Genomic DNA, 18,020 nt, shown 5'->3' on the forward strand with positions numbered 1-18,020 from the left:
GGCGGCCCGGCCCGACCGTTGCCCCTCTCCGGGTGGAGCAGAAGGAGAGAGTCGGCCGAGGTGCCGTCACGGAGCCACCGTCGCCGCCTGCCTGCTCAACCGCAGCTCGACGCCGCGTCGATGAAGGAGGCGTCCTGCGGTCCTCTTGCCGCGGGGGAGGCAGAACGTCTGGTGACCGGGGCGGCGGTACGGGGGCGCAAGCGGCCGCCGCTCAGTCGAGCCGGATATGCCTGAGCCCCGTCCACGCTCGGCGCAGCCGCCCCCGTAGCGCACTGTCCGTATTGGGGGTGAGCCTCAGCCCGGCCGAGGCCGCGATACGGTCGGCAACCTGCGGAATCGTGAGGCGATCGGTCCACACCTGCTCGGCGAACTCCGCCTGTCCCAGTCGCTCCAGGCACACGTCGAGTTTCGACACGGCGAAGCTCTCCCGAAGCACGGGGATGTCCCTTCCGGCGACGAACCGCAGGGCATGGCCGAAACCGCGCTCGCGCAGCCGTCGCAGCACCGTTACGCGGTCGGCCAGCAGCGCGAAGTGGCGTACGTCATGGCCGCGTTCCCGTAGCCGTCCGACGGTCTCCCGGAAGTACGCCGCTTCCACGACCGTCATCGGTGCGATGACGGTGCCCCTGTGCCGGGTGAGGGCCAGGTCCAGCACCTCGTACACACCCTGCCGCCAGGCCGGGAGGTCCTGGAAGTCCCCGCGCAGCAGCGGCGGCGTCATCCGGTGCAGGCCGAAGCCGACGTGTTCGGGATCGCAGATGATGCTGCCTGGAAGCCGCCGCTGGATCTCGTGCGCGGTCTGCGTCTTACCGCCGCCGAAGGGGCCATTGATCCACAGGAGCATCCCCGGATTTTACGAAAGGGGACCGGCGCCGCGAGACCGAGCCTCGCCCCCAGGAACGTTCTTGAGTACCGGAGAAGCGGACGTCGGCCCGGGCCGGGAGCTCGCGAAGCGCGGGTGCGACGGAGGCCACGGGGCCGGACGCCGTGGTGAAAACCGAGGCGGGCGGCGCTGTTCACTGTGGTTCCGCCCTGTCGGAGCTGATGCCGACGGCGGGAGGCACCGGCGCCGGACCGTCCACGCCGTACACGTGCGGCGGGGCCGAAGGCGGCATCTTCATTCAGCCCTCCAGGCGCTCCCCGCCCTCAGGAAGTCCTGCGAGTGCTGCGGCGTGCCGCAGTACGTCGCGGAGCATCGTGGGGGTGAGCCTGCCGGTGAAGGTGTTCTGCTGGCTGACGTGATAGCAGCCGAGAAGGTGCAGATCGGGAGCGCCGCGTGAGTCGGTCAGCCGACTGTGCGCACCATGGCCGAACGCCGGGAGCGGTCGTGGCACCTCCCAACCGGCCTCGGCGAGCGACGGCAGCAGCGCCTGCCAGCCGAAGGCGCCGAGGACTACGACGGCCCGCAGCGTCGGGCGCAGAAGCTGCAGCTCGCGCGTCAGCCAGGGACGGCACGTGAGCCGCTCTTCCGGCGTCGGTTTGTTGGCGGGTGGTGCGCAGTGCACCGGCGCGGTCACCCGCACCCCGCGGAGTTCCAGCCCGTCGTCCCGGGCCGTCGACGTCGGCTGAGAGGCCAGTCCCACATCGTTGAGTGCGGCGAAGAGAACGTCGCCCGAACGGTCACCCGTGAACATCCGTCCGGTGCGATTCCCTCCGTGTGCTGCGGGCGCCAGGCCGACGATGGCGAGCGCGGCGTCGGGCGGCCCCCACCCCGGTACGGGCCGCCCCCAGTAGTCCCAGTCCTGGAACGCCTTGCGTTTGACTCTGGCCGTTTCCTCGCGCCATTCCACGAGACGTGGACACGCTCGGCAGCGGATCAGCTCGGCGTCCAAGGCGGCCAGGTTCTCCGCTCGCGCGGCCCGGTAGGAGGGGAATGCGGGCGCCTCGGGGCCCGGCTCCTCCGCGTCCCCGCGGTTCCGCTGCTGATCCTGCACTCCGCCATCTCCTCACAAGAGGTCCCCACCCGCAGGTCCCGTCCTGCACCGGCGGTCCATCTCCACCAGGGCGGCGCTCCGAATCGCCGCACCTGACGCATGGACGCCATGGACGCACACATGAGCCGATGCCCCATCGTCGTCACCGGAGCCAGGGATTTCGAGCCTCCGGGGCAGGTACGCCCGCCGATACAGTCGGCGACGGGCGGCCCACAGGAGAAACCCCGCCGTCCGGCCGGCTGGGTGCTGTTCCATGTGCTGCTCCTGCGGGCCTCCGTCTCAGCGCCAGTCGTCGATCACATAGGCGTCGGGGTGGCTGTAGCCGGCTTCATTGGGCCGGTGCATGGCCACGCCCTGCAACTGGGTGCGGAAACCGCGGCCGACCATGCGCCGATAGGCATCCGGGCGGCCCAGATTCACCCCCGCGTCGAGCTGACTCGCCCCGAGCTCGGCCGCCAGTCGCTCACAAGCGTCGAGCAGTCGCTCGAAGCGGTCGGCTCCCTCGCGGCCAGGGCGTACGGCCCCGAACTTGATGAAGCACACGTCCTCGCCGGCCTCCGACCCCGCGCCGCAGTGGCAGACGGCCAGACCGTCGAGCCCGGAGCCGCCCTGGAGCAGAACGGTGTCGCCGAGCCCCTGCGCCTGCACCGCCACGATCTCGCGCTCCAGGTCCAGCCCCTCGTAGACGGCCCCGGTCAGCGCTCGGCATTCGCTCAGGAAGCCGGGCCGCTCGGCCGCGGACAGTTCGGAGTACAACACCCGGCCGGGGTCCGCGGAACGGCCCTCGACCTGCTTCTTCATGACGGCCGTGAGGAATCGGGGCCAGAAACCGTACCTGCGGTAAAGCTCCAGGTGCTTGGGACTGTGCGAGAAGGTGAACAGGCCGAGGTGCCGGTTCCCCCAGGTGGCGAAGCAGTCCATGACCGGCTCCATGAGCCTCCTGCCGACGCCCTGGTCCCACAAGTCCGGACGCACGGTCAGCGGCCCGAAGTACCCCACGCTGCCCCAGTCGACGGCAAAATTCGACCCGACGACGTCGCCGTCGAGGGTCGCGGCGAAGGCCGCCCGCGGGTCGGCGGCCCAACGGGTGCGGACATAGTCGGCGCTCCCGAAGAACGTTTTTGGTTCAGGAGCTCCGAGAAAGGTTCCGAAGGCGACCCTGCAGATCTCGTCGGCGCGATCCAGGTCCGCCTCGGTGAGCGGGCGGACCGACACCTCGCTCGCGCCGGTCTTCCGGTCGGCTGCCGGTGAGGTCATGGTTCCCTCCTTTCTCCGGCCCCCCCATTCATCACACCACGAGCGTGCGTGGCACGGCAGGGCGACGACACGCCGGAGCGTGTGTACCCCAGGGCGGTCGGCGTCGCGGCGGACACTCCGGCCGTCAGCTCGTTCGCCGGCCTCCCGTGGAGCAGGGCGGCAGCCCTCATGAAGAAGCAGCGTTCACGAAGAAGCAGCCCTCACGAAGGCGGCACCCTCGCGGAGGGGTGCCGCCCGGCCATGCGTTCTGCGGCGCCGTTCCGCGTCAGCCCAGGGCGACCATGAAGACGTGAAGATTTCCGTTGTCCGGCGGCGTGACACTCCTGATCTTCTTCCCTGCAGCGGCCCGGAAGGGCGCGGTCGCGACGACATGGGCGTCCACCACAGCCTTCTCCCCACCGCTGACATTGCGGTACGGAGTCCTGGCCACGGTCGCATTGCCGCACTGGACCGTCCCGCTCCCGCGGCCGACCGTCCAGTCGGTGAACGAGCAGTCGACCGTGTCGGAACTGCCGTCGGTGTACGTGACCTCGGCCTCGGCCGACTGGTTCCCGTTGACCGCGCTGCCCAGGAAGGACAGTGCGGTGGCAGCCTGGGGCAGCTCGATGGTCTGGCCGTCGGTCGAGGCACCTGGCGCGTGCCAGGGGCGAATTCGACATAGCCGCCCGAGCCCTTGCCCGCCACGGGGCGGCCGTCGGTGCCGTATCCACCGGTGCCGCCCTCGGCGCTGGTCGTGCCCGGCCGTAGTTAGCCGTCCTGCCAGGTGCCGTTGGCGGTGAAGGCTAGGTCGAAGACGGCGGTGGAGTGCAAGCCATCCCTTCATCTCATCCGCCTCGCCCGCCACGGCCTTGGGGCGGACGAGCTCACCGGCACGCATCCAGAAGAGCCGACGGACCGTCACGGCACTCCAGGACGGCCGCCCCTGACTCCACTGCTGCCTTCCTGCGACCGGGGTGACCGACTCCGGAGTCGCCGAGCGGAGATCCCGCCGTGCATCGCACTCCAAGACCATTCCCCCATGCATATCGAAAATTCGACATCGACGGACGTAACAGATTTCCTGCCCTCGTGTGAGGCCGCCTGTCGATCCGTCTCAATGCGCCAGAAATAGCGATTGTGGCTACTCGTCAGCTGCTGCTTTCCCTTAGTCGATATGTCCCTCTCAGCTGAACTGCACCCTTTTGCCGGGAGGCTCGGGAAGGGATGGCTCATGAGGATGAGTTGTCACCATTAAATGGACAAGACTGCACGTCAGGGGGGTTTGTCGTGTCGTCGAGGCGTTCGCGGAATCCTTGGACCCTCGGGTTGCCGGTCACTCAGTCGACGTGGTTGGATCTTGCCAGTGCGGTCGCCGTTAGTCATTGGTTTCCGTCTTTTCGGACATCATGCGACCGTTCGACCGGCCGGATTTGGTTTGCTGCCAAACGGCTGGCCATTCAGGAATCCCCGAACATGGAAGGGAAGAGCCAGTCATGGACTTCACCCCCCAGGTTGAGACCCGCGAGATTGCCGACAACGAGCTCGACGGCATTGCGGGCGGTACGGCCGGTGTGGCCGCCAACGCTGCCGGCTACGGTGCCGCCGTGGGCGTCGGCGATGTTGCCGGGACTGTCGAGTCCCTCGCGTCCGTCGTGCCCGCTTCGCAGCTCTCCGGCCTCGCCACGGTGCAGACCTCGGGCATCTGACGGCGCCTTGCCGACTAGGCGTCGTTCGATTGCCGGCCCGCCGGCGCGTCCGAGCGCCAGGAGGGTCGCCTAGGACCCCGGAACCTCCGTTCCGGGGTCCTCGGACGTGTCTGACGGCCCTTCGCGGCTTGCGACGCCAGGTACGACACCCCCCGCCTTCGGCCGGGGGCACACGCCGCGTTGCCGGGGACCGCCCGCATACGCCCAGGCTGAGGACGACCTCCCGGCCGGTGGACCCCCACCGCCTCGCGATGCTCCCCCAGCCTTCGTACGGGTGGGGAGCGCCCCGGCCCAAGGCTGGGGGAGTAACCCCGCACCGGAGACCCATCGCTGATCCCCTCGGAGCCGTCGGAGACGCCCCGGCCCTTCGGTGACGGCCCCGCCCTTCCTGATGGTTCACCCGCCGGTGCCACGGCATTCGCTGTTGTCGCCGCCGCTGCGGCACCCGACCTGCCCGGAGAACGTAGGTCCGGGAAGAGGACGATTGCGCTGGTCCTCGTGCTGTTGGTAGGCGGTTCCACCCAAGATCACCACTGCCACCACCGTGGTCATGAAGCCCTGGCTCCAAGCGGTCACCGAGGCGTTCCTCCGCGAGGCGAGAATGGCCGCCCCCAGGGCTGCGGCCCCGACCGTGCCCGCAGCCCCCAGGTACCCCCACACAGGGTCGGTGGTGCCCGGACTCGCGGGGTCGAGGCCCCATCCGGACAGGAACCACGCTGCGAAGGTCACCAGCAGGGCCAGTACCTCGAGGAACGCCAGGCCGATTGCCGCGCCCACGTCCGAGCTCCGATCGATGCGCCGCTTGCCGTCGGCGGCGGAGGATGCGTCCATACGGGGGAGTCTCACCATCGCCCCAGAGGTGCGCATGAGTACGCGTACTCATGGAGAGCGGCTGACACCAGGCCCGGACGCGCCCGAAGGCGATGATGCAGAAGGCGTCGCTCGAGGAAGGCTTCATGGTGTCGGCGGGGACGGTGCCGGGGCGCTGAACTGCCGGTCCGCCGAAGCCCCTCGGCCCGGCCCGTGGACCTGACTGCTCGATCCGGCGCGGGCCCAGGGCCTCCAGGAGAGGCAGGCCGCCCGGTGCCGCCGCCTGGTGCCGTATACGGAAGCGCTGGTTACCTGCTGGAGGTCCCCCGCGGGCGTGGTACGGGCCCCGTTGCCCGGCGATGACTACGTACAACGGCTGGCCGGACTCTGATCCCGGCTCAGCCACCTCACGGCGGGCGGGACCGGGATGCCGCAACCGAAGGAAACGTGGGGAGCCGGGGAGAGGCCCGCCCCGCCGAGCGGTGGAGGAAGGGCGCCGGGCGGCGGGGCGGGAGCTTACGGGGTCAGCTCACTGTGTAGGGAGCGTCCGCGAGTTCGGCGGCGTGGAGCAGCGCGGTCCTGAGGTTGGGCCAGTAGTCGGTGGCCATGCAGGAGTACGCGGGCAGGAAGCCATTGCGCGCCGTGTTGGTGGTGGCCCCGGTCGGTGGGCGGGCTCTGCACAGCGACGTGCCAGGTCGCTGGTGCCGCCTCCACCGGTGTGCGGCCTTCACCGGACGTCCGCGGGCCCTCATCCACGACACCGCTCCCGCAACCGCGGCATCAGCCGGACCGTCACCGAAGCGAGGAGTGCCCTCGGCACCGCCGCACGGCGGACCGCCGGTCCTTCCGTGTGAGATTCGCGCCCGGCCGGGTGAGGCTGCCCGCCGGCGCCGGTACGCCCTTCGACTCCCGCGCCAGGATGGTGTGGGGGGCGGTCCAGGCCGGCCCTCGGAAATCCGCTCAACGCGAGTGCGTACCGGCTCGGCTGCCAGGACTGATCCCATGGGAATGCACACCGTCAGGGAGGGCCGCTTCCGGCACCGGCGGGCTGATCTGGTCTATGACGACGCCGGTGAGGGCCCTCTGGCCGTCTACGCGCACGGCGGGTTCGTCAGCCAGGCGATCGAGGACCGGATGGGCCTGTTCGACTGGGAGCCGGTGCTGGACGCGGGGCGGCGCCTGGTGCGCTACGACGCCCGAGGGCACGGCCGGTCCACCGGAGGCGCGGTGGACACCGACTTCACCTACCCGTCACTGGCCGACGATCTGCTGGGCCTGCTCGGTCACCTGGGCGCTCTCGAGCCGGTCGCGGCCATGGGCGCGTCGATGGGCTGCGGCACCGTACTGCACGCCGCCGTCCGGGCACCGGCGCGCTTCTCCCGGCTGGTTCTCCTCATCCCACCCACGGCATGGGCCACACGGAAGGCGTATGCGCAGGGCAACCGGGAATCGGCCGAAACGGTCGAACGAGAGGGAGCGGACGCCTGGCTCGCCGCGAAACGGCAACAGCCGCGCCCCGCCTTCCTCTCGGACGTCCCCCAGCTCCCACCGACCCCCAGCGAGCGGATACTGCCATCCGTACTGCGCGGTCTGGCCATGTCCGACCTCCCCCCTCCCGCCGCCCTGGAAGCGCTGCACCCGCCCGCGCTGATCCTGGCCTGGTCGGATGATCCGGGACACCCGGTCTCGACGGCGGAGACGCTGGCCGGTCTGCTGCCGCGCGCCGACCTCCACATCTCCCGGACCCGCTCCGACATCCGCACCTGGGGCGGGCGCATCGCGGAGTTCCTGACCGGGCCCCGGCCATGATCGGCGGCGACGCTCCTCGCCTACACGTCGCGGCGCGCCGCTCCGGGGGGCAGCAGGCTGATCGTCCCGCAGTGCCTTCGTTCATCCAGACGACGCTGCCCGCCACCCCGCGGGCCCACGCGCCCGGTCTCTTCGGCGCCACCATGCTCACTGCATCCTGCTGGGCGTCATCCTGGGGCGCGCCTGCCGTATCGCCCGCGACACCACCGAGTCGTACGGCACGGTGGTCGCCGCTGGCCAGCACCCGCCCAGTGCGCCGAGGCTTCGTCCCCGGCTGCGCGGTCGGGCCGGACCGGACGATCTCCGAATGCCGGTTTGCCCACCGGTCGCCGTGACACCACAGGTCAGCCGCAGTCCCTGCGGTGCGGAGAGCGAGCATCCCCCGAGACTACGGGGATGCGGAATGGAGTTGCGGGCAAGGCCGGCCGAACCGCTGCCCAACCCTCTCGAGTGGGCGGCGAGCGGGCTCCCGGCCGCCCGCCGGTGCTGATCCGTCCGGACGGTGCGTCCCGGGTGCGGCGCGCACGATCCATCCGCTGTCTCTCGCTGGGTGACCACAGCTGTCTCTCGCTGGTGATCGGAGCCCGGCAGCGGCATTCTGGACAGGAGGACAGTGTTCGCCGCGCAGTCACCCATCGGATGTGGCAGCGGGCTGGTCCGGGGTCGCCCGCACTCCCTTCGGGCCGGTTCTCTCCCCGCCGACGGTGCGGCAGGGCGTATGGAGGAGAACTGACATGGCCCGCTCAGTCGGAATTGACCTCGGTACGACGAACTCGGTGGTGTCCGTCCTCGAAGGCGGTGAACCGACCGTCATCACCAATACCGAAGGTGGACGGACCACACCGTCGGTAGTCGCCTTCGCCAAGAACGGCGAGGTCCTCGTCGGCGAAGTCGCCAAGCGCCAAGCGGTCACCAATGTGGAGCGCACCGCCCGGTCGGTGAAGCGGCACGTGGGTGAGGCGGACTGGCGGTTCCCCGCCTCCGGCACCGTGGACGGCAAGCGCTACACCGCCCAGGAGATCTCCGCACGTGTCCTGCAAAAGCTCAAGCGGGATGCGGAGTCCTACCTCGGCGAGGATGTGACGGATGCCGTCATTACGGTGCCCGCCTACTTCAACGACTCGCAGCGCACCGCCACGAAGGAGGCCGGTGAGATCGCGGGTCTGAACGTACTGCGGATCATCAACGAGCCGACCTCCGCGGCGCTGGCGTACGGCCTGGAGAAGGAGGACCAGGTCATTCTGGTCTTCGACCTCGGTGGCGGCACCTTCGATGTCTCGCTGCTGGAGATCGGCGACGGAGTGGTCGAGGTCAAGTCCACCGCCGGCGACACGCACCTCGGGGGTGACGACTGGGACCAGCGAGTCGTCGATCATCTGGTCAAGCAGTTCAAGAACGCCTACGCAGTGGACCTGTCCAAGGACAAGATGGCGGTGCAGCGTCTCCGCGAGGCCGCGGAGCGGGCCAAGATCGAGCTGTCCTCGTCGACCGAGACCACGATCAACCTGCCGTACATCACGGCGTCCGCCGAGGGCCCGCTGCACCTGGACGAGAAGCTCACCCGGACGCAGTTCGAGCAGCTGACCTCAGATCTGCTCGAGCGCTGCAAGACCCCGTTCCATCAGGCGATCAAGGACGCCCAGATCAAGGTGTCGGCGATCGATCATGTGATTCTCGTCGGTGGCTCGACCCGTATGCCGGCCGTCGCCGATCTCGTGCGTGAGCTGACCGGCGGCAAGGAGGCCAACAAGGGCGTCAACCCGGACGAGGTCGTCGCCATCGGCGCGGCCCTCCAGGCCGGTGTCCTCAAGGGCGAGGTCAAGGACGTCCTGCTGCTCGACGTCACCCCGCTGTCCCTCGGTATCGAGACCAAGGGCGGCATCATGACGAAGCTGATCGAGCGCAACACCACGATCCCGACCAAGCGCTCCGAGATCTTCACCACGGCCGAGGACAACCAGCCGTCGGTGCAGATCCAGGTCTACCAGGGCGAGCGCGAGATCGCGGCGTACAACAAGAAGCTCGGAATGTTCGAGCTGACCGGTCTGCCGCCGGCCCCGCGCGGTGTCCCGCAGGTCGAGGTCACCTTCGACATCGACGCCAACGGCATCATGCACGTCGCCGCGAAGGACCTCGGCACGGGGAACGAGCAGCGGATGACCGTCACCGGTGGCTCCGCGCTGCCGAAGGACGACATCGACCGCATGATGCGCGAGGCCGAGCAGTACGCGGAGGAGGACCACAAGCGCCGCGAGGCCGCCGAGACCCGGAACACGGGTGAGAGTCTCGTCTACCAGACCGAGAGGTTCCTCAGGGACAACCCGGACAAGGTCCAGGGCGATGTGAAGTCCGAGGTCGAGACGGCGGTCGGCGACCTCAAGGAGAAGCTGAAGGGCGAGGACTCCGCCGAGATCCGCACCGCGACCGAGAAGGTCGCGGCCGTCAGCCAGAAGCTGGGCCAGGCGATGTACGCGCAGGCGCGCGCCGAGGGAGGAGGATCCGGTACTGCGGGCTCCACCGGCGAGGGCGGCTCCAGTGGCACCGGCCCCCAGGGCACGACCTCCGACGACGACGTCGTCGATGCCGAGATCATCGATGAGGACAAGCGGGGAGGTGCCGGATGAGTCACCGGAGCGATTCCCGACGAGAAGGCCGGGCGGTTCTCGTAGTCCCGCAGGGGAAGGAGCGCATTCATCCGGCAGCCCTCCCTCCCCTGTCGCGGGCCGGCGACAGTGAGTCCTTGTCCCGTGGGCGGCCGCCAACCGCGGGCACGGACTCCCGGACGGCAGCGAACTCAGCGCCGTCGGCACCCAGCGGCGGTGAGCGGGCTGCCCCGTCGCAGACAGCGGAGCTGCGGGCGCGGCTCGCCGAACGGACAGCCGATCTGCAACGGGTGAAGGCCGAGTACGACAACTACCGCAAGCGAGTCCGGCGCGACCGACTGGCGGTCCGGGAGGTCGCCGTGGCCAATGTGCTCCGGGGGCTCCTGCCCGTCCTCGACACCATTGCGCAGGTCCGCGAGTCGGGCGACATGAGCGAGGGATGCGTGGCGGTCGCCGATGCGATGGAAACGCGGCTGGCCGAGCTGGGCCTGCGGTCCTTCGGCGAACCGGGTGAGCAGTTCGACCCCGGTCGGCACGAGGCGCTCTACCAGTTTCGCTGCGATGAGGTGAGTCGCGCCCTGTGCGCGGTGGTCCTCCGCCCCGGCTACCTCCTCGGTGATCAGCTTCTGAGCCCGGCCCAGGTGGTCGTTGCCGCACCGGCCGGCTCGCCATCACCAGCCGCGGCCCAGGGCCTGCGATAGCGACCGAGGCGCAGAGCCGGCTGGTACGCGCTCGACCGGTCCCTCGGCGGCCCTGCCGGAGCAGACTCGCCGTACATGTTGATCCGTTGCGCGGGTGCGGGCAGCGAGCGGGGTAACCCCGCGATCCACCTCTATCGAGCGGTGGGCTTTACGACAGCGGAGTCGGGAGCGGACGCCGACACCATGGCCAAGCTCCTCGCCAGGCCCGATGGCCTGTCTGGCAGGCCGTGAGGGGCGGCTGCACGGCGTGGGGCATCCCGCATGGGCAGGGTTGCAGCGGAAGGACTCCCCACGGCAGGCGCCGGAAGCGGGGCCGTCTCCGTACCGCCGTCGTCGCGCCGGTGCCGTGTCGGGATGCGCGGCGGCGGTCGCCGTCCGATTCGGGTACACCTGCGACTGGGGCACGCGGTCCCGTAACGGGAGGGCCGGGCTCCCGCCCACCCGCACGAATCGACCCCCCGGGGGTCCGGCCGAGCCGACGCGGGTCTTGTGACCGTGCAGGGCTCGGGAATCGGCGGACGTGGTCTGACCCGGACGCAGTTTTACCCGGGGCAGTGCTACGCGGGCGTGGTGTCGGCGGGCCGAGGCGCAATGGAGAACGCCGACTCCAGGCCGGTTGCTCGAAGGACCCTGGTCACCGTCCGGGGTACGCCCTGCAGGTGCAGCTGGCGGCCCATGCGGGCAGCCCGGCGACGGGCATCGTTGAGCGGACGTAGCCCCGCGCAGTCGAGGAAGGTGACGCCGGAAAGATCCACGATCACGCTCGTATGCTCATCCACGGCCTTGAACAGGCAGCTGAGGAGCCGGTCGCCGGTGACCAGGTCCAGCTCGCCGCGTACGGCCACCGTCGCCACCCCCGCCAGGTCACGGGTGATGGTGGTGGCCAGGAGATCGGTCATCCCATCGGGCACTGGCGGCAAGCCTCCGGATCTAAAAATCAGCTAACAAATCCAAACACTTCTAGAGAAACCCGGACACCGCCACGTTGTCCAGACCTAGAGCGAAAGAAATGCACAAATCTGCCCGGATTCGGGTCCACCGGGTACCGCGAGCAGGTGGCCCGGGCGCCACGCCCCTGCGCAGGCCAGGCAGGACCTGTCCCGCTGCCGCGAGCCAGCCCAGAGACGCCGCCGCAGCCCGGCCGGGCGGTCGCAACGACGGCGCGCCCCTCCCGGCCCTGGCTCAGCGGGCCGCACGATGTCGCCGACCAGGTCGTCGGATCGGCCGGGCGTTCGTCGCATCGCATGTCCACGGCCTGTGGCGCTTCAGGTGATGGATGCCGCATCCCACCGCATGGCGATCGAAATGGTCGGCTGTGTTGGAGTTCGTGCGGTCTGCTGCCGCACGAGCTGCGCTGCTGCCGGTTCGGACAGGGTCGGCTGGGGTCAGGAACGTCGCTTGGGTTCCGCGCTCCCTTCCGTATTTGCGCAGGTGGGCGCGGTCTTTGGGGGCCGTGCCCGGCTCGGCTGTGCGGCCATGGCGGCGGCCGGGGGCAGGATGGCCGGCCGCCCGCACTCAGTTGGGGGCGCTTGCGCGGGCGCATGATGCCGGGGCGAGCCACCCGGATCGCTGCCAGGATTACGCCAGAACTACGGAGAGTCGCCGCAGCTGTCCGATCGTGACCGCGTGGGTCTCCGAGTCCTGGAAGAGCGGCCCGCAGCGGCTGTGTTATCCGGACCCCCCAGTCGGCCCCGAGCGGTCGGTTCTTGCCGCTCGAGTCCGCACTTCAGGGGAAACGCGCCCGGTCGGCCAAGGTCTCATCCAAGAACGCATGCGCCATCACGGCTCCCGCCGTCCGGGCCGCCGACGAGCGGGTGTGTGCGCGTGAGCGGATGTGTGCGGGAGCGGGTGTGTACGTGATGTGTACTCCCCGGTCTTCGCTCTTCAGCGCTGGTAGAGGCCGACGAGCGAGCCGCTGGCGAGTTCCCCCTGACGGTCGACGGCACGGTGGACCTCGCGGGCAGACGGCCGGTCGGACAGCGACAGCCGGTCGGGGAGGGCGTACAGGTGGAAAACGTAGCGGTGCGCGTTGTCTCCCACGGGCGGCATCGGCCCGTCCCACCCTCGGTCCCCGAATCCGTTGGTGTACGGGTGGGCGCCCGTCGGTATCTCCCCGGTGTCCACCCCGGCGCTGTCCGGCGGGATGCCGGTGACCAGCCAGTGGACGAAGCTCCCGGAAGGGGCGTCGGGGTCCTCGCAGAGGAGAACGAGCTCTTCCGCCTCGTCCGGAACGCCGGACCAGCTCAAGGGTGGCGAGGCGTTCTCGCCTTCCTTCGAGTAGTGGCGGGGAATGGTGGTGTGGTCGCTGAATGCAGCGCTGTGCAGTTCGATTCCAGTCATGTATGTCGCGGTACCCGCGAGCGGGCCGATCACGCCGATCCGCCACTCAGGAGCATTCGCGGACCCCGTCCCCGCTTGACGTCCCAGTTCAGCGACCTGGGGCTGTGCTGTGGTCGACTCGCCTCACCCCACGTCCCAGGCGCGCCCGAGCGCTGTTGTCAGCCGGTCGCCAGGGCCCACCATGGCTCACACCATGAGCCGGGTTGTCAGCGAGTGATCAGACAACAGGTCGGTGTGGCAGCACCCCCCAAGGACCCCGTACGGTGACCGGCACCCACGCGTAATCCAGCGCCGCGGCTCCGTTGCACCACATCGGGCCCGGTCACCGCGTTGCCCCGCCGGCCAGCTGGTCGCCGAGAGGACTGCGGCGGTACAGCACGTGCCGCCCGTCGCGGGCCCGCGTGACCAGGCCCGTCGCGTGCAGTACCTGCAGCTGCTGTGACACGGCGCTTGGGGTCACGTCGAGGCGGCGGACGATCTCGACTGTGGTCAGGGAGTCGCCGAGCATGCCGAGGAGTCGTGCCTTGGATGCGCCGAGAAGCGATGTGAGCGCCGCTGCGGCGGGCTCCGGTGTCGGCGCCCATACGGTCGCGACACCACGGCTCGGGTAGGCCAGCATCGGTGGTTCCTCCGGGCTGAGGGGAGGAACTGGCTTGTAGGCGAACAGGGACGGGACCAACGGCAGTCCTCTTCCGGACGTGGCCACGTGGTGCTTGCCGATCATCTGGTCGATATGCAGTATGCCGTCCTGCCACTGCAGGTTCGGATGCATGTCGGAGAACAGCAGGCGTGCCCCTCCCGTGGCCAACTGCCGTGCGCGGTAGGTGACGTCGGCTTCCAGCACCAGTCGCATGCGCGGCCAAGCCGGCATGAAGGCCATGTCCCAGTAGCGCTGCAGAAGCTCGCAGATCTCGTTCAGAAGCGTGAGGACAGGCGTGTCACCGGGAGCGGTCACCTCCTTGAGGACCTCGGGAAGCCGGCGTGGTGCATGCGTCGCCAACATGTCGCGCCGCACGACGTACGGGGGTGTGCGGCGTACGACAGCCAGCTGTTCTTCGATGCCGGGAGCGAAGGTCGTCGGCCGCGGCGTCAGGAAATCGGGAAGGGCACGACTCGGCCCCACCAAGGACAGCAGGAGGCGGGTATCGAGTGCCTTGATCTTGCTGAGAACGGACCTGCGCCACGGGATGTGCAGCGCGTAACGGCCAGGATCCCGCAGTGCCCACAGGCTGCCCATGGCCTCCTGCAACGGGGAGATCGCGAACCGGGTGTCCGCGAGGTCCTCGACATCGAGCAAGAAGCTGATCATTAAGCCGGAAGCTACATGAGTTGGCAACTGCGTGCGGCTGTTCTGGACTTCAGCGCATGACAGACGACATCAATCGGCGACGTACAGTTCGGCTGGGTCGGTCGACCCGACAGCGCAACGCGGCCCGGCCGTCACGGCCAGCGTCACCGCGCCAGAAGGACGTTGCGCACACCGCGTCGTTCCTGGTGAGTCCCGATGCGGGGTTCGTTTCCGACCAGGTCGTCTACGTGGCCGTCGGACCGGTGGACTGACGTGGCCGACGATCCTGAACGCCCTGAGTCTCAAGTGAGCCGCCGGGCGATCCTGCTCCTGGCCCTGACCTGCGGGGTGGCCGTGGGCAACGTCTACTTTCCCCAGGCGATCAGTCCGTTGGTCGCCACCGGCCTGCACGTATCCCCCGACTCTGCTGCCCTGGTACTGACCGCGGCGCAGTTCGGCTACGCGGCCGGGATTTTTCTGCTGGTGCCGCTCGGTGATCGGTTCCCGCACCGTCCGTTGATCATCACCCTGCTCGGTCTCACCGGCCTGGGGCTGCTCGCCGCGAGTGCCGCGCCGGCGCTTCCGCCCCTTATCGGCGCGAGCGCCCTCATCGGGTCAACGACTGTGGTCGCCCCCATTGTCGGTCCGATGGCAGCCGGCCTGGTGGCCGACGATCGCCGGGGGGTGGTCAGCGGCACGCTGCTGAGCGGATCCATCGGTGGCATGCTGCTGTCTCGTGCACTGGGCGGGACCATTGGCGAGTGGCTGGGATGGCGAGCCCCCTATCTGATGGCCGCGGCACTCGCCTTGAGCATCGCGACGCTCCTGACCCGCACGCTGCCGACGACGGTGCCGCCGTCGCGGCAGCAGTATCCGGCCTTGTTGGCCGAGCCGCTACGCCTCTTGCGCACCGAACCCGAACTGCGGCGCTCCTGCTACTACCAGGCCACGGTATTCGCTGGTTTCTCGGCCGTATGGACCAGCATCGCACTCCTGCTCACCAGCTCGATCTACGACATGAGTGCCCAGGCAGTGGGGGTGCTCGCCTTCGTCAACGCGGGGACCATGTTCTGCACACCGGTGGCGGGACGCCAGGTGGACCGTCGGGGGCCCGACGTGGTGAACCTCGTATGCATGCTCGGGGTGATCGCGTCGGCTGTCGTCCTTGCGTTCGGCAGCCTCGGTGGTGCGCTGGGACTGGCGGCCTTGGCGCTGGGCACATTGCTGCTCGACGTCGGAATGCAGTCCGGCATGGTCGCCAACCAGGTCCGGATCTACGCCTTGCGCCCTACGGTCCGTAGCAGGCTCAACACCGCCTACATGACCTGCGCCTACCTGGGCGGCAGTATGGGTTCCTGGGTCGGAGCCCGCGCCTACACCTGCTTCGGGTGGCTGGGCGTGTGCGCGCTCGTCGCGCTGCTCGCCGCAGTAGCCCTGGCCCGCCACCTGGCAGCTGTCGGACCAGCCACTGGCAGTCCCGACGCCCGGTAGCCGTGGGCGGATGAGTGCTCTCGCAGTAGCGGATGAGTGCTTTCGCAGTAAAGGCACTCGCCCTCCTCCCCCTGCGGAACCGGTCAGCGGGGCGAGCCCATCAGGTCTGAGGTCCGGTTCCTCGGGGAGCGGACGGGCGGCGGCGCAGCGCCAGTGTCGCGCCCGCCCCGAGGAGGAGTCCGGCCGCCAGAGCGGGTCCGGCCCACCACCAGCCGTCCGTCGCTCCCGGATCGCCGGACGCCGCGGGATGCTCGGCGTCGACAGCGGGTGTGCGGGGCTGCGCGGCGGCGTCGTGGAGCCCCAGCCGCTCCAGGAACGGCAGCAGGAACAGGATCCCGCACAGCACTTTCGGCGCGGCAGCGGCTTGCGCCCTTGGATGACGGGAACGGACCTCTGCACTGCCACAGCAACGGCTCGCGTCCTCTTGTCAATGGGGTCCACGTGTACTGACGCGCCGTCATACCGTTGCCGTACAACACCGACTGTGATCATGGATTAACGTTTCGTCAATACTTTCTCCCGGCCGGCTGGACGTTCGGAACCTCTGGGACGGCACAGAGAGTGAGTCGCCCATGGCTCGCGGTGCCCCAGCGGGGGAGGGCATCGAATCCATACGAAAGGCCAAAAGATGATCGACGGCATCACGCCGCCAGTGGTGGCCGCACACGAGGACCAGTGGCCACTTCATCAGCACCTCCGTAGCGAATGCTCCCCCATACGCGAAGCAGGACGAGGCCACCGGTGAACGACGGCGGAGCCGTGCTGCACACGGTAACCGAAGGGCACCGCTCGCTGGTTTTCGATGAGTTCGTCCTCGGGCGCCGCCCGGTCTATGTCAATGCGGCCTACCTCAAGCTCGGGTCTCTTGACGACGCCCGCGAGGCTGCCAACGAAACCTTCTTCAAGCTGCACCTGAAGTGGGATGAAGCGCTGGCGAGCGAGAGCACCTCGGCGTTCGCCTGGACCATCCTCAAAGGTGTCATCGCTGACATGCTGCGCAAGCGGGACCGACGTCCGTGTATGCCCGCCGGCCTCATGACATTCGAAGAAGGCCTGGCCTTCGAACCGACCGTCCGGGCCATCTCCGGCATACCGTCGGACGAGATCGAGCAGATGCCGCGCCGCATCGTGGTCCACGAGGCCATCGCGGCCCTGCCCGATCGTCAACGAACCTGCATCAAGCTCCACTACCTCAGCGGCCACACGGCTGAGGAGATCGCCGACAGCATCGGGCTGACGGCCTCCACCGTCCGCTCCCACTTGGCCAGTGGCCGGGAAGCGCTCGCCAAAGCACTGAACGAACCCGAGGCTGCCGAAGACGGTCAGAAAGGCGTTACACCGTGATCGACGATATCTTGCGGGGAACACTGCTCCGCACTCCGGCCTACACACCGGAACAACGAGCCGAGGACGTGCGTAAGCTCCGTCAACGCATCGAGCATATCGCCGCGCGCCGAAACAACGCGGCCCGCGGCACCAAGGGCGGCTGGCTGATGCCCACCTCCCCGCAGCTCGCCGAGCTGCTGCTCGAACCCGTCGGCGACACGGTGTCCATCTCCACCTGGCAACTGCGGCGACAGCTCCACTACGACCTGAAGTCGATGTGCCGCCTGGTCATCAGGGCCCCCGGAAGCGCCGATCGTCTGCTGGCCTTCGTCGACGGCCAATTGCGCATGGACCCGGTCGCGGCCCGCTCCTTCGCCTGCCTGCTGTTCACCAACGGCCACGCCGATGGAGCCCGCTTCTGGTGGCGATTCGCCGCCGGCGCGGATGACGCCACTTCCGCCTACTGTCTGTTCCTTGAGGGACTCCTGCGGGGCAACCCCAGTGAGGCGATCTCCTGTTACCGCAATCTTGATGGAGCGGCTTTCCTCTGCGACGCCGACTGGGAAGACGCCTACCGTGCGGACGGCCGCCCCGTCAACGACGCGCTCAAAGCCGAGGTCGATGACCAGATCAGGGAAGTGAACGCCGGCACCGGCATCCACGTCCCCATTCCGCAGGAGTACTTCGAAGAAGTCCCTGAGGAATACCGCGACAGCCTCCTGTGCCAGGGGTGAACCCTGCCGCCGCACAGCCCCTGCTAGCCAAAGAAGGCGAAA

General features: G+C 69.0%; 17 protein-coding genes. 7 read left to right on the forward strand and 10 right to left on the reverse strand.

Annotation, left to right across the window (positions count from 1 at the left end):
• Window positions 1-211: 211 nt before the first annotated feature.
• The 4 genes from ACTWQE_RS24100 to ACTWQE_RS24115 all read right to left on the reverse strand — a co-directional run bounded on the left by ACTWQE_RS24100 (window position 212) and on the right by ACTWQE_RS24115 (window position 4,092).
• The gene (locus ACTWQE_RS24100) at window positions 212-844 is read right to left on the reverse strand and encodes an AAA family ATPase (RefSeq protein WP_443331122.1); all 633 of its coding nucleotides are present in this window, start codon (window positions 842-844) and stop codon (window positions 212-214) included.
• A gap of 277 nt (window positions 845-1,121) precedes the next feature.
• Window positions 1,122-1,841, reverse strand: coding sequence for a uracil-DNA glycosylase (locus ACTWQE_RS24105; RefSeq protein ID WP_443331152.1), 720 nt, complete (start codon window positions 1,839-1,841; stop codon window positions 1,122-1,124).
• A 372-nt stretch (window positions 1,842-2,213) separates the two neighbouring features.
• Window positions 2,214-3,191, reverse strand: coding sequence for a GNAT family N-acetyltransferase (locus ACTWQE_RS24110; protein WP_443331123.1), 978 nt, complete (start codon window positions 3,189-3,191; stop codon window positions 2,214-2,216).
• A 265-nt stretch (window positions 3,192-3,456) separates the two neighbouring features.
• Entirely contained in the window at window positions 3,457-4,092 is a 636-nt protein-coding gene (locus tag ACTWQE_RS24115) for a hypothetical protein (protein WP_443331124.1), read from the reverse strand.
• 571 nt (window positions 4,093-4,663) lie between these two features.
• On the opposite strand from ACTWQE_RS24115, the gene ACTWQE_RS24120 reads away from it, so the two are divergent.
• The gene (locus tag ACTWQE_RS24120; RefSeq protein ID WP_443331125.1) at window positions 4,664-4,876 is read left to right on the forward strand and encodes a hypothetical protein; all 213 of its coding nucleotides are present in this window, start codon (window positions 4,664-4,666) and stop codon (window positions 4,874-4,876) included.
• Between the two features lie 396 nt (window positions 4,877-5,272).
• On the opposite strand, the gene ACTWQE_RS24125 is transcribed toward ACTWQE_RS24120, so the two are convergent.
• Complete coding sequence (locus tag ACTWQE_RS24125) at window positions 5,273-5,707, reverse strand: DUF6234 family protein (protein WP_443331126.1); 435 nt, start codon at window positions 5,705-5,707, stop codon at window positions 5,273-5,275.
• Window positions 5,708-6,210: 503 nt separating this feature from the next.
• The gene (locus ACTWQE_RS24130; RefSeq protein ID WP_443331127.1) at window positions 6,211-6,438 is read right to left on the reverse strand and encodes a hypothetical protein; all 228 of its coding nucleotides are present in this window, start codon (window positions 6,436-6,438) and stop codon (window positions 6,211-6,213) included.
• A gap of 250 nt (window positions 6,439-6,688) precedes the next feature.
• Here ACTWQE_RS24130 and ACTWQE_RS24135 point away from each other — a divergent pair, with 250 nt between their 5' ends.
• From ACTWQE_RS24135 to grpE, 3 genes are all read left to right on the forward strand, one after another.
• On the forward strand, window positions 6,689-7,495 hold the full coding sequence (locus tag ACTWQE_RS24135; protein ID WP_443331128.1) for an alpha/beta fold hydrolase: 807 nt from the start codon (window positions 6,689-6,691) through the stop codon (window positions 7,493-7,495).
• A gap of 734 nt (window positions 7,496-8,229) precedes the next feature.
• Window positions 8,230-10,119, forward strand: a complete 1,890-nt coding sequence (gene dnaK / locus ACTWQE_RS24140) for a molecular chaperone DnaK (RefSeq protein ID WP_443331129.1) — start codon at window positions 8,230-8,232, stop codon at window positions 10,117-10,119.
• A 116-nt stretch (window positions 10,120-10,235) separates the two neighbouring features.
• Complete coding sequence (gene grpE, locus ACTWQE_RS24145) at window positions 10,236-10,799, forward strand: nucleotide exchange factor GrpE (RefSeq protein ID WP_443331130.1); 564 nt, start codon at window positions 10,236-10,238, stop codon at window positions 10,797-10,799.
• A 557-nt stretch (window positions 10,800-11,356) separates the two neighbouring features.
• Here the strand turns inward: grpE and ACTWQE_RS24150 are convergent.
• From ACTWQE_RS24150 to ACTWQE_RS24160, 3 genes are all read right to left on the reverse strand, one after another.
• Window positions 11,357-11,698: an STAS domain-containing protein gene (locus tag ACTWQE_RS24150; protein ID WP_443331131.1), complete on the reverse strand. Its 342-nt coding sequence runs from the start codon at window positions 11,696-11,698 to the stop codon at window positions 11,357-11,359.
• Between the two features lie 985 nt (window positions 11,699-12,683).
• On the reverse strand, window positions 12,684-13,139 hold the full coding sequence (locus ACTWQE_RS24155) for a YbhB/YbcL family Raf kinase inhibitor-like protein (RefSeq protein ID WP_443331132.1): 456 nt from the start codon (window positions 13,137-13,139) through the stop codon (window positions 12,684-12,686).
• Window positions 13,140-13,461: 322 nt separating this feature from the next.
• On the reverse strand, window positions 13,462-14,448 hold the full coding sequence (locus ACTWQE_RS24160) for an ArsR/SmtB family transcription factor (RefSeq protein WP_443331133.1): 987 nt from the start codon (window positions 14,446-14,448) through the stop codon (window positions 13,462-13,464).
• Window positions 14,449-14,700: 252 nt separating this feature from the next.
• Between ACTWQE_RS24160 and ACTWQE_RS24165 the strand changes: the two genes are divergently transcribed.
• Window positions 14,701-15,918: an MFS transporter gene (locus ACTWQE_RS24165; RefSeq protein WP_443331134.1), complete on the forward strand. Its 1,218-nt coding sequence runs from the start codon at window positions 14,701-14,703 to the stop codon at window positions 15,916-15,918.
• A 100-nt stretch (window positions 15,919-16,018) separates the two neighbouring features.
• On the opposite strand, the gene ACTWQE_RS24170 is transcribed toward ACTWQE_RS24165, so the two are convergent.
• On the reverse strand, window positions 16,019-16,264 hold the full coding sequence (locus ACTWQE_RS24170) for a hypothetical protein (RefSeq protein ID WP_443331135.1): 246 nt from the start codon (window positions 16,262-16,264) through the stop codon (window positions 16,019-16,021).
• Between the two features lie 395 nt (window positions 16,265-16,659).
• On the opposite strand from ACTWQE_RS24170, the gene ACTWQE_RS24175 reads away from it, so the two are divergent.
• Together ACTWQE_RS24175 and ACTWQE_RS24180 are read left to right on the forward strand one after the other, a co-directional pair.
• Window positions 16,660-17,262: an RNA polymerase sigma factor gene (locus ACTWQE_RS24175; RefSeq protein ID WP_443331136.1), complete on the forward strand. Its 603-nt coding sequence runs from the start codon at window positions 16,660-16,662 to the stop codon at window positions 17,260-17,262.
• Window positions 17,259-17,978 carry a hypothetical protein gene (locus ACTWQE_RS24180; RefSeq protein WP_443331137.1) on the forward strand — a complete coding sequence of 240 codons (720 nt, stop codon included), beginning with the start codon at window positions 17,259-17,261 and terminating at the stop codon, window positions 17,976-17,978. The genes ACTWQE_RS24175 and ACTWQE_RS24180 overlap by 4 nt, the downstream gene beginning before the upstream one ends.
• Window positions 17,979-18,020: the final 42 nt, after the last annotated feature.

The sequence above is a fragment of the Streptomyces sp. 8N706 genome, assembly GCF_052245415.1.
Taxonomy (GTDB): Bacteria; Actinomycetota; Actinomycetes; order Streptomycetales; family Streptomycetaceae; genus Streptomyces.